Genomic DNA, 13,504 nt, shown 5'->3' with positions numbered 1-13,504 from the left:
TCACCCGGCCCGCTCGAGAGGTCGATTCGAGGGACCGTCGGGCCGATTCGTCCCGCGGAACGACGGTTCGGCCCCGCTCAGGCCACGAGCGGGTGCACCGCCAGCATCAGCACGATCCCGACGCCGCAGCACACGACCGGTCCGAGGGCCCAGAACCGCATCACGCGGCCCATGTTCGCCCACAGGACCGTCTCGAACCGCTGGCTGGCGCCCGAGCCGACGATCGCCGACGTGACCGCCTGCGTGGTGGACAGCGGCAGGTGCAGCACCTGCGCTCCCACGTACAGCAGCGACGCTGCGACGAGCTGGGCGGACGCGCCGCGGACCGGGTCGAACCGGACCAGCCGGTTGCTGATCGTGTGGGCGATCCGCCAGCCGCCGCCGAGCGCGCCGAGCCCCATGCAGGCGGCGCAGAGCAGCTGGATCCACAGCGGCACGTCGGCGTCCGCCGTCGTGCTGCCCACCATCACGAACGCGAGGGTGAGGAACGCCGCGTTGCGCTGCCCGTCCTGCAGGCCGTTGCCGAGCGCGACGGCGCAGGAGGCGATCGCCTGGGCGGCGCGGCCGGTCCGGGCCGCGTCGTTGGACGAGGTGTGGCGCATGATCCACATGGCCGGGATGGTGATGGCGTAGGACAGCGCGAACGCGACCAGCGGGGTGACGAGGATCGGCACGGCGAGGCCGAACAGGAGGATCAGTGGGACGCTGCGCGGCTCGCCAGGGTTCAGGAACGCGTGCCCCAGCAGGGCCCCGGCGAGGGCCGCGAACAGGGCGTGCCCGGACGACGTCGGAATCCCGCGGGCGTAGCACCACAGCAGCCACGCGCCGCCGGTGAGGACGGCGACGAGCAGCACGGCCAGGCCGTCGACGGTGGAGGTGTAATGGAAGTCCGCGGCGTCGACCAGAGCCTCCGAGAAGCGCGTGGACATCATGGTGCCGCCGAACGTGAACACGGCTGCGGTGACGACGGCGACGCGCGGGCCGAGCGCCCGGGTGCGCACGGAGGTCGCCACGGAGTTCGCGGCATCGCGGAATCCGTTGAGCAGTGCGAACGCGCACGTGGCGAGGGTGACGGCGACCAGGAGGAAGGTCTCCATGCCCTAGGACTCTTTGACCAGCACGCGGCCCAGGTGGTCGGCGACGGCGTGGAGTCGGGTGGAGGCGGCGAGCATCTGGTCCGCCACCGCGCGGTGGCGGATGATCGTGGAGGAGCGCTGGAGGTCCGCGGTCTCGCCGACCCAGGCGTGGTGGGTGCGGCCGACGCGCTTGGTGACGCGCATGAGCTGCAGCCACGTGTCCTCGAGGTCGTCGAGGCGGTCCAGGCTCCCGAGCGCGCTGGAGGTCAGGGTCGCCTGGCGGCCGATGAGCTCGAGCTGGTCGGCGGCGCGCTGGGAGATCCAGGTGAGGTCGGAGCTGTGCATCAGCTCGCCGACGCTGCGGAGCTCACCGACCGTGTCGTGCAGCAGGCGGGAGAACGTGTAGAGGTCCTCGCGGGGGACCGGGGTGACGTAGCTGGTGCGCAGCTGCGTCAGCAGCGCGTAGTGGGTGTCGAGCGCCGCGCTCTCGGCGCGTTCCAGCTCGAACAGCTGGCTGGTGGTGTCCTCGGCGAGCAGGCCGAGGATCTCGGAGAGCTGCTGGACGCAGCCCTGGATATTCGTGCAGAGGTCGCCGAGCAGATCCAGGCCCCGCGTCTGGCGCGGGAACAGACTGAACTTCACGTGGGGAACCGCCGGAGTGCTAGAGGGACACGAGCCGGGATCAGTGTACGTCGCGCACGCGGGGCGGGGTGGTTTGTGCGGCGCCGAACCGGGAACGCCTCTCGGCGGAAGGCCGCTCGAAGCGGCTGAGTGTTGGAGCCCGGGGTTACCTCGGTCCGACGCCGGTCTCCAGTGTCCACCTCTCGAAAGTCGGTGTCAACAAGCCTGGTCATCAGTCCAATTCGCCTCGCCGCCACATCTTCGCGCAGGTTTCCAGGTCCTCCGCGGTGCCGATCAGTTGGCCCGCCGTCCGGGTCAGCCGCCGGGCGTGGGCGGCGTTGCTCGGCTCCAGCGCGTGGGCGTGCTCGGCCTCGCCCAGGGCGATCACGCGGCAGAAGGCGGCGGTGCGCTCCAGCGCGACGTCGAAGTCACCGTCGAACGCGCCGGAGAGGATGGAGTCCGTCATGGCGCGCAGCTCCTCGGCCCCGGGCGGCTCGGCGACGCCGGCCACCGCGTGGGACACCTGGGCCGCGTGCCGTCCGGTGTTGAAGTAGGACGCCATCCGCTCGGGATCCTGCACGACGGCGGTGCGCAGCGCGTACAGCCGCCAGAGCGCGCCGGGCAACGAGTGGGCGGGGCTCTCGGCCCACATCTCGGCGATCGCCTCGAGGCCCTCCTTGTCCGCGAGCCTGACCAGCCGCTCGGTGACCTCCGGGTCGTCGCTGCCGCGGCCGTGGTGGACCAGCGCCTGCGCGGCCAGGTGCGCGGCCTCGGAGATCCGTGCGGGGTCGGTCCCGCCCTCGAACGGCTCGAAGTCGGCCGGTGCGAACGGCTTCGGCTTGTGGTGCCGGAAGGGAGCGGCCTGGTTCTGGCGGGCTGGGTGAGCGCTCATGCCCGTTAGGATACTCCCGTGCACCGTCGCCCGTGGAGGGCGGCCCCGGGCCGGGACCGAGGGGGCCCGCGGGGCGGCCTCCCGGACCCAGTGCGGTAGCATGGTGGCGGTTCTTCCGCGCGGCCGCGCCGCGCGCCACGGACCGCATGGGCCTTTAGCTCAGGTGGTAGAGCATCGGACTTTTAATCCGCTGGTCGCGGGTTCGATCCCCGCAGGGCCCACCCAGAGTGTCTTACGGGAAAACGCGACATCGCTGTTCTCGGTCGCTGCGCCCGTCGAAGCGTCCCGTTCGGCTTCCTCGCCGTAGGTCGCCTCGTGAACGATGGTCGCGAACGGTTCCGCGAGGCGCGGGCGTAGCTGCGGTGATCGCTAGCCGCGTGCAGAACACCTGGTTGGCGTGCCTCCTGCTGCCGTCGTCCGACCGCGCATAGGCGCGCTAGGCGTCGGTCAGTAGTCGCAGGCCGTCGTGGAGGAATGCCACGATGTTGGCCCGTACCGCCTCGGGTAAGGAGCTTGATTGTGCTGGGCTGTCGTCGAGGAACGTGATCGTGCTGGCGGGCATGTGACTGATCGCATCGAGGGCGAGCCCTCCCTTGCCCTTGCCCGGTAAGTGGGGATACATCCTCCCGTGCCCCACCCCCAGAGGGCTGCTGGAACATCTGCGGGCTCATCGCCTCGCGGCCCGACTGGTAAGCCACCAATTTCGTACAGACTAGTACGGACTTCGGTCTACAAGACCCGTGGTCTCTCGAACAGGGTGTGCGTGGCGGGGCAGCAATCCGGGTCGGCGATCCGCCTTCTGGGAGGTGTTGCGCACCAGAGGCCGGCGAGTAGTTGAGCCGATCGTTAGAACTGATCACCGAGTCGGTGCGCCTTGTACCGTGGGTGGTGTGTCGACACGTTCCATCGTGAACTCATGGGCGTCGAGTCCCGCGCGGAGGCGCAATATGCAGGCGAACCGCTGGCGGTACACCAGGCCCGAACTGGAGGTCCGCCGCGCCCTTCATAGGCTCGGCCTACGGTACCGAGTTGCGATCGCGCCCGAACCGGTTCTACGTCGACGGGCGGACATCGTCTTCACCCGGACGCGAGTAACGGTGTTCATCGACGGCTGCTTTCGGCATGGGTGCCCGGAGCACGGGCGGTCGACTTTCAACCAACATGCCGAGTTGGCCCCCGAAGATCGCGGCGAACGTGGCGCGCGATGCCGAGACGAACGCGAGACTGTATGCAGCCGGCGTGCATGTCCTGCGCTACTGGGAGCACGAGGATGCGGAAGATGTCGTCGAGGAAATCAGGCAGGCCCTCTTGGCTGTCAGGTCCAGTCTCAAGTAGACGTCGAAAAATACCCCAGCGTTGGGTCGGCGAGTGTCCCGATGACCAGGCCGCGGTCAAGGAACCGGTTAAATTCTTCGCAGCTCGTTTCCGGCAGCAGGGCGCAGCCGTGACAGGCTGCTAGGTTGCACGAGTCTGGTCCCTGCCCCCGCTCTCCAGCGTCCATGCAAACCGGGTCGGTCGAGCACCAATGGGCATCACTGAGTGCTGCCGCAACGACCGGTTGGAGGCGGTCTGGTCGAGACATACGGACGAGGCCGCCCATCGTGCCCTCGGAGTCACCTGCTGCCGTGTAGATCAGGAGCCCTGCCATGTCCCGGCCACCGTCGCGCGACACGTACAACCGCTCCCGAAGCGAAGCTGAGCTATAACCGCAGGTGAAGACGAGCTCGTTGATCAGGAGGTGCGCGAACGTGTGCAGCATGATCATCCGCGGCGAGATATCCCGGGTCCTGCCACCGCGATCGGTGATCATTTGGCCGTACTGATTCGCGATGAGATCGGCTCGAGCTTGGACCTCGTCGCGTGCTTCCCATGCAGCGAGGCGCTCGCGGTCAAGCTCAAGGTAGATTCCTTCACCTTTGACCACATAGGCCGGCAGCCAGTCCTTGTCGGGCGGCAACGGACGACGACGAAGCAGGGCCTTGCCCTCCGCGACCTTCAGATCGCTGTCCCGGCCGCGAGTGAACCCTCGCAGTACCCGTGTTTCGCGTAGGACGGTGATACTGCGAACGCGATCGACGTGTCCGGCGATAGCAGCGTGGACGCCTGGATCTAGGGCGCGGAGTTCGTTGTCTTGCGGCGTCTCGCGGAGCAGCTTGAACTCCGGGTGGCGCCAGATATCGAGGTCGCCGGACTCATCGTCATCGCCGTCTTCCTCTGCAGGGCCGATGCCGAAGCGGTCCTGGTAGGCAGCCAGCAGTTCGTCATCGTTGTACTGATCGAATAGGTCACCGGCGCCTCGGGTTGCCTGTCGGATCTCAACCACGGTGGCGTTCTTGCCCCGGAAGGTGAAGAGGAACGCCATCGTCGGGTCGACGTCGGCTCGCTTCATCAGGTCACGCAACGCGCCGCTGACCGCACCGACCTTCTGCGGCAGAAAGATCGACGACTCGACATACGGGAAGTAGACGTTGCCACTGGCACGGAGCGCACCCTGAACCGGTTGGTCACATGGGCCGTCCTCTTCATGAAGCCACGGCCGCGCACCCGTGCACAGATACGGAGTGGACCGGCCCGCCAACTGCTGGGTCAGGAAGGTGCTGTCGTCGCCTGACTCGTCCTTCATCCCTGCCGTCGTGATACCTTGCAAAGACCGAGACGCGCCGCACCCCTTGTGCTCGTCCCGCTTGTTCTTGGCGTCGTAGCCACAGCGGAGCACCTGGCCCTCAAGCCCACCGCCGCCCGTCGAGAACAGCCGCAACATTCCGGTGCAACTGGGATCCTTTGACCGGTGCACCCACTCCCTGAACGGGAAGTCGTCAATGTGCCCTTTCCTACAGATCGCAACGAATGGCACCTGCGACATCTTTGGCCCGGAGCGGCGCTTGCCCACGCACGTGGGTTCCTCGCAACGGACGGCGTCCTGGAAGCTGAGCGGCACCTTTTTCAAGCGCTTGCAGTACATGCAGAACGAGTAACTCGGGAACCTCAGGGCGGGGATGCTCAGTTTCTCGTTTCGGTGATCGTCCTGCGAGCCCTTGCGGTAGTCCGGAGGCAGACGGAACTCCTGAACCTTCAGTCGTGCTTCCAGTCGCCAGTCGTTGACGCGGAACTCCTCCATGGCTAGGTCAGCGTTGTTGCGCGGGAACCAGTGATCGAGCCCAGCCGTGATAACCGAAGTACCGTCGACGAGCACGCTCATGGCGCCCACGCCAAACGGCGACACCAACTGGGCTCGGCGCATGCTGCCTGACGTCATGGCTGTACCTCCGGCTCTTCTAGATCGTCATTGAGGTAGTCGAGGGTGACGGAGAGCTGACACTCAGCGTCGACGCTGCGCATGCTCATCGGCGTCTCCCAGGTGATGTTCTTGTTCTCAGGATCGGCAAGGTCACCGGCAGGGCGCATGAGGCCCTGCTTCGGGTCACCGTTGAAGTAGTTGACCGTCGCCCAGGTCGTTCGCTCCCCCTTCGCCCACTGTCGAGAGCGTTCAGCAACCCATTGGTCGAACACGGGCAGTTCCTCGCTGTCGACTAGTGCGGCGCGGGTACGAAGGAGCGCAATGGAGTCGTCGAACTCGGCTTGCGGGAACGGACTCGGGTCGAGCGTCGGGTTGAGTTGGCGCATGCGTGAGATCGCTGCTGCGTGGAGTGCGCGTTTCAGAACGGGCTCGGCGAAGGGCGTCACGGAGGTCGGTTCGACCTGGGCGTACAGCTGCTGGTGATAGGTCCGGAACCGCTCGTAGTGGCTGCGGTCGCGAGGCTTCGCCGCCCCGTAGATCGTGATGACGAGACCGGGCGTCTTGACGTTACGTCCGACTCGACCACTCACCTGGATGTACTGCGCCGTGGTCTTGGGCTGACCAACGATGGTCATCAGACCGAGCCGATCAATGTCGACACCGACCTCGATGATGTTCGACGCAAGGCAAATGTCGACACACTGCGCGTTCTCAGGGCACGCCCCGTAGCTGACGCACTTGGCGCCATCCGTACAGTCGGGATGCGGCAGGCGGAGTTCGAGTTCTTCGATCGCCTTCGGGATCTCGTCGCTTCGACGTCGCGACGTGAGTTCCATCTTGTTGCGGGGGTAGCGCGGGGTGATGCCGTCCCGGCGCTGGAGACCGACCAAGTAGTCGGGAACGTCGGAGTCGAGCAGAGAGAGCGTGTTGCCAAGCTCTCGGAGGCTGTTCAGGAAGTTGAGGTTGGTCCAGTACCCATCGCGATCGGCGGGGTCCGGGATCTGTGGACCAGCCTGAAGGGTTGCGGCCGCGACACGTGCCTGGACCGTCTGTGTGGAGCCAAGCGATGGGCTCATAACTCCGAGGTATCGACGACCCGGCGCTGGCTTGCCGTCCGGCAGCCGAGCCGGCTCCGCGAAGAAGGATTGCCCTTCCTCAAGACCGTGCGGCGGGAAAAGGGCGACCTCCTTGCGACCAAACAGTCCGAGGATCTGATCTTCGTAGCGGCGCACCGTGGCGGTGGACGCGATGATCTTGGCCGGGATCGGAGGATCGCTTCGACGATCTGTGGTGAGGTCGTCGATCATCGGTTCGTACAGACCGACCATGGAGCCGAGCGGTCCGGAGATGAGGTGCAGCTCGTCTTGAATGATCAGACCAGGGGGCGAATAGACGCGTTCGCCGTTGTCGCCGAGACCGAACATCGTCCTAGCTGCGGGCTGCCATGCCATGGTGGCGAACTTGTCGACGGTGCCGATCACGATCGAGGGACGCGTCTCGTAGATGTCCTCGTCGACGACGTGGACCGGTAGGCCGTCCCTGCCACTGAATCGGCAGAGTTCGTCTTGGCAGCGGAAGAGGAATCGGCCGCCGGACCACACGTAGCCGGGGGTGTCCTGTCCGCGGGCCTTGCTGACGGGCCCCATCCGTGCGCCGCACCACGGGCACTTGAGGAGGAGGAACTTGTTGGAGACTCTGCAGTCACGTCGCAGCTCGGCCAGCGCTTTCTCGGCGGCGGTCCACCTGTTTGGCGTGGAGTCACCGCCGAGCCAGACCCCGATGCCGAACGGTACGGTGCCGAGCTCGTCCTCCATGCCCGAGCGGACGTCCTCCAAGACGCAGATCAGGGACGAGGCGCGCAGGAACTGTTGGGCTGTGAGCAGTCGCAACGTGTACCGCATGAGAGTGTCGGTGCCGGCGTCGTCTGGGTTCCGGAGTCGCCGCGCGAGCAGCGAGATGGCTGAGGCGCCGAGGTAAGCCTCGGTCTTGCCGCCACCAGTTGGAAAAAAGATGAGGTCGACGAGGGTGCGCTTCTCATGCGTCGGGTCGACCAGCTCAGGCAGGCTCGCCAGGATGAAGGCGATCTGGAAGGCACGCCAGCGGCCACCGTTTGGATCGGGCGTTGCGGCTGGATGAGCCCCGCCTGGGCGAAAGACGCCTTGCTTGTCCTTGATGAGGTCACGCGGCTCAAGTCGTGAGCGGATTTGCTGGTAGAGCATCGCGAAATTGGCGAGTTGGAAGGCACGACGTGCGAGGGGGTCATGCTGAACGCGGTACCAGCCCTCCCGCATCCGTTCGAGGGCCTCAGCGCACTTGTTCACGTGACGTCGCGCCGCATCCTGGTAGCGATCTGGTAGGTCGTCGATCGAGGCGGTCCGGTCGCTGATCCACTGGGCGTAGAGCTCGAGGACTTTCTCAACCTGAGCGTCACCAGTGGCGGTGGAGTTTGCCAGCTCCTCCATGCTGACGCTGACCGAGGTGCGGGTGCCGTCGGAGTGCTCTTCGTAGACGTCCGGTGTCAGGCTGGTGACTTCGTAGGCGGGCAGCGCGTCGGCTTTGACGAGTGGGACGGTCGGGGTGCCGCCCTCACCGATCGAGTCCTCCCAGGTTGCGGCGCAGCCGTGGCCGATCGCGAAGGTGCGTTGGTGGCGGTAGAGGAGCGCGATCGACTCCTCCTCGTTGTCGCTATCTGGCTGTTCGACATCGGGGTAGGGCTCGATCCGGAGCCCTTCTGATGCTGTGGCGGAAAAGGCCACCTGGAAGAACGCACTCCCCGGGCCAGTGCCGGCCGCGTCATCGACGACCGCAAGCGTGACCAATCGAAGGTTCGGGTCCGTCTCACCAGGCACCGCCCGGCTAAAGATCGAAACACTTGGCTTGATGCGCGGCTCGATCTTTGGTTCGACAACAACCGGTGTCGTCGTCAGCGGAGAGCGCTTGCGTTCCTTCCTGAGCACCCGTGCCGATGCGACCGCGTCGAGGACGAAGGGCCGGCGGACCCACCAGTTTAGGGGCGGGGTGTCTGGTGCGGTGACCTTGATCGGGTCGTAGTAGGCACCGGTCACCTGAATCTTGAGTTCTGCTCCTTCAGCGACGCGGACCTTGAACGAGATCGCCATGGCAGATGGCTTACGTCGATTGGCGTCGGACAGGTCGAAGTCGTCGGAGTCCGGTTGGTCCTGCCGCCGAGGCCCACGTACGTCGGTCGCGGGCGCTTGGGGGTTCTCGTCGCTCGCCGCGAGTCCTGGAATGACGGCGGAACCGTCACCCTCGGATGCCAGACCACCAGTCGGGGTGCCGCCGCTGTAGAGGACTCCGACACCGTAGCGGCGCAGCGGATCGGAACGGGTCAGTACCTCTTCGAGTGTGACGCCATCGTGGAACTGTCCGTTGGCCTCGTCCTTCGTCTGGAAGGTCAGAGATGGGCCGGAGCAATCGACGGGTTTGCCGATCGGCGCTTCACCATCGGGCGGCCCAAACAGCTCGCGTCGTACCGCTGCCTCTACGACGTCGCGTGCCTCAACACCGCTCATTGGTTCCCTGCCATTCCTGCCAGTCCGGTGCTCTCCTCGATGACACCGTAAAGACGATCGGTTGCTCGAGTCAGTCCGACGTAGAGGACGGACTCGAAGTTGGGCACATTCACGCGGTCCAGGTCAGTGACAATGACGGCCGACGCCTCAAGGCCCTTGAAGGCCTGAATTGATGAGAAGCGGATCTTCCCCTTCTTGACGGCCCCGCCGTCAGCTTGGACTAGGATACCTTTCAACCAAGAGTCGGTCGTGGTCGCGGCGACCGATCCGTCGCTTTGCGGGCTCAGGACGACGATCTCGCTGAGGTCGAACGACTCTTCGCGCAAGGCTTCCACGGCCTGGCGGAGCAGCGGCGACTGGTCATCGCCACGTACGTACTTGAGGAGCACAGGGTTGGCTCCGTCGTCGTCTCGTCGGAACTTCTGGTAGCCGGGAGTGAGCCCGCTGAAGAAGTTGACGCTGAATCCGATTCTCGGGAGGTTGCGGCAGTTCATTGTGAGTCGATGCGATGGCAGGTGGGGCATGCGCGCCTTGAGGAGCTCTCGGCCACGCCCGTCGTCGTAGATGGCCTGACGCTCGAAGTCGCCGAACATCAGGACGCGGCCGTCGGCCAGTCCGCCCTTCACTATCAGCTCGAATACGTCCAGATATGCCTCGGTCAGGAGGTCCTGAATTTCATCGATGATCAGGAAGTCGGCTGGAGGCTCGCCCAGGTCCATGAGCACCTCGACGGCCCGTTCGGGCAGCTCGGTGTTCCAGAACAACTGGCCAGCGTCAGCCGGTGCCTTGAGGCCCGTGAGTGCCAGGAGCTGACTATGGAAGGTACCGACTGACAAGCCCGGTTCGTCGATATCTGCAGCGAGGCGTCGGCCGAGCAGCTTATTGAAGCACATGAGGCTGCCGGTTCGCCCGACGGCCAACTCGCGACGCGCTGCTTCCAACGCCAGGAAGGTCTTGCCGGAGCCGGCCGGTCCAGTGAAGAGCACGCTCTGGTTGTCGGACATGGCATCGAGCGCGAGGAACTGCTCCTCGACGAAGCGGACGAGTTGACGCTCGCGGGCCGACCGCACGTCGTCGGCCACGACTCCGAACTCGAAGTTCGGCCGAAGCAGCATCGCGATCTGCTTCGCTGTTGCTTGGTCTGGCCCCACACCTCCGTATGAGAAGCCGTCGAAGGTGGCGTCGAGGTTGGCGATGCCGCCCGCAAAGGTACGTCGGAGGGCGCCGATCGGATCGTTCTTCAGGTCCTCCAAGTCGAGGACCTGCCAGTCGAACCACTCGTTCGTTGGCTTGAGCATCGTGCGGGCACGCGTCGCGGTGAACCATACGGCGCTCAGGGCCGGGATCGAGCGAAGATCGATCTTCTTCAGCAGGTCCTTGCGAATCGAGTGCATCGCTTCGCTGGCCTGCTTGAACGGACCGCGCGTGGTTGGTGCCTGGTTGCCGAGCTTCCAAACTCCGTCATCAAAGGTGAAGTGTTGGTGCGACTTCACCTCGATTACAAGGATTCCGAGATCTGGGGCGATGACGACGAAGTCAGCCTCGCCCTCCGGGTTGCGCACGTGCTCCGCGATGTTTAGTGAGTGCAGGACGATCCAGTCGTCAGTCGTCATGTCCTCTGCGAGTTTCCGGTAGACCGACTTCTCCCCCGGCGCTGCTCCTTCTGGAAAGAGCGGCGGAATCAGGCGAGCCACCGGGCACTCCCATCCATGAACGGCACACGTACTTGATGCCTGCTGACGATCTCGGTGAACGGCGCTTTCGCGAGAACCCGGGCAACGATCATGCCGCGGAAGCCTTCGCGCGGCAGGTCCAGATGCAGAACCCCATCACGCTCTAGCACCCGCAGGTCGGCGCGCCCGACGGCTGCCTCTAGCTCCTTGCGGAGATCGGCACTCGCCTTATAGACGGCCCGACGCAAGGTGATCGCGTTGTCGTAGGTCGGTTGAGACGGCTCGCCGAGCCAGTCCAGGAGAAGCGCGAAGTCAGCGTCTCGCTGTGGGCAGATCAGGCGCGGGTCTGCCCAGGCCCGGACTTGCCCGCTCGAACGAACGCCGAGGCGATCGAGCTCCACCATCGCGCGGCGGGAGCCGACGCGAGAGAGCCGTTCTTCGAGTCGTGCCTTCCAACGCGTCTGAGTGGTGAGGATGTCGCCGGATGCACGTGCGCCCAGCGCGACGAGAGCCTGGTCGTACATCGCGCCGCGCTCGGTCTCACCCTCGCGAAGGACGAGGTACGTGCCGGGCACGATGCCGTTCACCGCTTCGTACCCAACGCGGGCGCCCTCCGGCTGCTTCGGATCTAGCGAACGGATCCGATCCCCGTCGTCGAGCCACAATCCTTGTCCGCCTGCGAGGAGGACCTTCCAGGCTTCTACCTCGCCGCTGGCGGGCTCTCGATCATCCGAGGCACGCGTTCCCCACACGGGTTGGGGGAAGTAGGCGTCTTCGATCTCTTCATCGTCAGCGACTGCGTTCTCGGGCTCGGCCGTGTCTCCGATCTGATGCACGGTGGTCTTCACGACGATTTGGCCCTCGGCATGGACGCCGAGCGTGGATGACGGCACGGATCGGTTACCGAACCAGGCGGGCATCATGAACGTGACTTCGGGAGTCACCGGAGCAGTGAAGACGGAAGCCGGAATGAAGGTCGGCGGCGCAACGACGTAGCTGATTTCAATGGCTTCACCGACCGTTTCCAGTTCGCTCGGAACCAGGACGGTGGCACCGACTTCATCGAGCCAAGACGCCAGTCCGGCGCGAGCTGCCCCTTTGCTCGCGACGACGATGCACGCCTCGGGACCTACCTCCTGGATCGATTCGAGCAAGACAGAACCAAGCGGCGAATCGGTCTCACCCACGGCTACCGCTGCTTCCGCGAGGAGATCGAGCAAAGCTCCATCGCTAACGAGGTTCCGGAGCCGATTCGCCTGCCGCACGATGTCATCGATGAGCGGCTGCTGCGTCTGGAATTGCATCGGCTGCGGCTGTGTCATGCGGCGCCAGCGCAGCACGTTGGCGGCTTGGAGCACCCCGTTCCAGGCTTCGCTTCGTTCGTCCCCAAGTGTGAACAGCGTACGGCGGATAGCTGCGTTCAACTGAGCGCCCGCTGGATCGCCGACGGCAAATATCGCGATGCCCTGATGAATCACCGAACTCGCCGCTGCGTAGCGTCGCCCGACGTCATGCACTCGACTCATACGGCTACCGTGAACGCGAGGGCTTCGACTGCGGTCGGCGGACACCACCCCAGCTCGTCGACGACAGAGACCGGTCGGCTGTTGCTATGGCGAACCTCGACAACCGTCTCCGCCGCGGACTCGTCAGCAACTGACCGATCAACGATGCAGACGACGATGGGCACCGTGATTTCGTTCAGATACTTGATAGCGCCGTAGCGATCCAGGACCACTGCGACACAGGACTCGGGCAGAGCTTCGCCTTCGCCAAGACGAGCCGCCGGGATGACCGGCGTTGACCAGGTCGCCGCGCGATCATCGTACGGCAGGACGTATGTACCAAGCGTCGTCCACGAATCGCCGCTGGACGTCCCGTTTGCAATGATGGCCCGAAGGTCGTCACGAAGCCATTTGCTCGTCCCGACGAGGGCAAGATCCATCGGTGGTGCCGCGAGGCGGCGCAGCCATGAGGTCGCCGCACCAGTTAGCTCGGCCAGGTATCCGCCTGCGGGAACCTCGCTGACGGATGACTCGACGTCATCGTTGAGCACCGATACGGCGCGGAAACGATCAGCTGGGAGGAGCTTGCCGCCGGTGAGGACCCGCGCGCCACTCGAGTACGCCTCCATCTTCGAGAACCGTCCGGTAACGATCAGCCTGTCGGTAACCGCCCGCAAGTACGTCGATCGATCGGACGCCTCGAACACGGTGAGCGGATCGTCAAGCACAGGAGCTGGACTCGACAGCATCCAACCCGATCCGATGAGGGCTGCCACGTAGTCACGGCGGGGCACCGAGACGGCCAAGATCAACTGCCGCGCCTCAAGCTTCGAGAGGTAACGACGCAACAGCGACCCGAGGCTGACGAAGGAGCCAATCCATGGTCCGACAACCATCGACTCACCTGGCTGATCTGCGAGCCCCAGGAGCGTGCGCGGACGCGTCGACGATTCAGCCACCCCGCTC

General features: G+C 65.2%; 8 protein-coding genes, 1 tRNA gene and 1 pseudogene. 2 read left to right on the top strand and 8 right to left on the bottom strand.

What is annotated here, in order from left to right; all coding sequences use genetic code 11:
* Positions 1 to 77 precede the first annotated feature (77 nt).
* From RIN46_RS02430 to RIN46_RS02420, 3 genes are all read right to left on the bottom strand, one after another.
* Entirely contained in the window at positions 78 to 1,097 is a 1,020-nt protein-coding gene (locus tag RIN46_RS02430) for an inorganic phosphate transporter (RefSeq protein ID WP_309081317.1), read from the bottom strand.
* Positions 1,098 to 1,100: 3 nt separating this feature from the next.
* Positions 1,101 to 1,718: a hypothetical protein gene (locus RIN46_RS02425; RefSeq protein ID WP_309081318.1), complete on the bottom strand. Its 618-nt coding sequence runs from the start codon at positions 1,716 to 1,718 to the stop codon at positions 1,101 to 1,103.
* Positions 1,719 to 1,929: 211 nt separating this feature from the next.
* The gene (locus RIN46_RS02420; RefSeq protein WP_309081319.1) at positions 1,930 to 2,589 is read right to left on the bottom strand and encodes a hypothetical protein; all 660 of its coding nucleotides are present in this window, start codon (positions 2,587 to 2,589) and stop codon (positions 1,930 to 1,932) included.
* A 148-nt stretch (positions 2,590 to 2,737) separates the two neighbouring features.
* Between RIN46_RS02420 and RIN46_RS02415 the strand changes: the two genes are divergently transcribed.
* Together RIN46_RS02415 and RIN46_RS02410 are read left to right on the top strand one after the other, a co-directional pair.
* Positions 2,738 to 2,810 (top strand) — tRNA-Lys (locus RIN46_RS02415).
* A gap of 726 nt (positions 2,811 to 3,536) precedes the next feature.
* A pseudogene (locus tag RIN46_RS02410) lies at positions 3,537 to 3,656 on the top strand (very short patch repair endonuclease); the annotation flags it as partial.
* 260 nt (positions 3,657 to 3,916) lie between these two features.
* Here the strand turns inward: RIN46_RS02410 and RIN46_RS02405 are convergent.
* From RIN46_RS02405 to RIN46_RS02385, 5 genes are read right to left on the bottom strand one after another with little or no spacing between them, the layout of a single operon-like run.
* Positions 3,917 to 5,845, bottom strand: a complete 1,929-nt coding sequence (locus RIN46_RS02405; RefSeq protein ID WP_309081320.1) for a DUF1998 domain-containing protein — start codon at positions 5,843 to 5,845, stop codon at positions 3,917 to 3,919.
* Entirely contained in the window at positions 5,842 to 9,360 is a 3,519-nt protein-coding gene (locus RIN46_RS02400) for a helicase-related protein (protein WP_309081321.1), read from the bottom strand. The genes RIN46_RS02405 and RIN46_RS02400 overlap by 4 nt, the downstream gene beginning before the upstream one ends.
* Positions 9,357 to 11,054 (bottom strand): NERD domain-containing protein, encoded by a 1,698-nt coding sequence (locus tag RIN46_RS02395; RefSeq protein WP_309081322.1) that lies wholly within the window; start codon positions 11,052 to 11,054, stop codon positions 9,357 to 9,359. The genes RIN46_RS02400 and RIN46_RS02395 overlap by 4 nt, the downstream gene beginning before the upstream one ends.
* The gene (locus tag RIN46_RS02390; RefSeq protein ID WP_309081323.1) at positions 11,042 to 12,559 is read right to left on the bottom strand and encodes a hypothetical protein; all 1,518 of its coding nucleotides are present in this window, start codon (positions 12,557 to 12,559) and stop codon (positions 11,042 to 11,044) included. Before RIN46_RS02390 ends, RIN46_RS02395 begins: the two co-directional genes overlap by 13 nt.
* Positions 12,556 to 13,497, bottom strand: a complete 942-nt coding sequence (locus RIN46_RS02385) for a hypothetical protein (RefSeq protein WP_309081324.1) — start codon at positions 13,495 to 13,497, stop codon at positions 12,556 to 12,558. Before RIN46_RS02385 ends, RIN46_RS02390 begins: the two co-directional genes overlap by 4 nt.
* Between the last annotated feature and the right edge of the window lie 7 nt (positions 13,498 to 13,504).

It is taken from the genome of Zhihengliuella sp. (assembly GCF_031178195.1).
GTDB lineage: Bacteria > Actinomycetota > Actinomycetes > Actinomycetales > Micrococcaceae > Zhihengliuella.
This window is presented reverse-complemented; position numbering and strand designations above follow the sequence as displayed.

Coding starts and splice junctions, on each gene's coding strand:
- RIN46_RS02400 (WP_309081321.1), bottom strand. CDS start 9,360: ATGAGCGGTGTTGAGGCACGCGACGTCGTAGAGGCAGCGGTACGACGC.
- RIN46_RS02420 (WP_309081319.1), bottom strand. CDS start 2,589: ATGAGCGCTCACCCAGCCCGCCAGAACCAGGCCGCTCCCTTCCGGCAC.
- RIN46_RS02430 (WP_309081317.1), bottom strand. CDS start 1,097: ATGGAGACCTTCCTCCTGGTCGCCGTCACCCTCGCCACGTGCGCGTTC.
- RIN46_RS02390 (WP_309081323.1), bottom strand. CDS start 12,559: ATGAGTCGAGTGCATGACGTCGGGCGACGCTACGCAGCGGCGAGTTCG.
- RIN46_RS02405 (WP_309081320.1), bottom strand. CDS start 5,845: ATGACGTCAGGCAGCATGCGCCGAGCCCAGTTGGTGTCGCCGTTTGGC.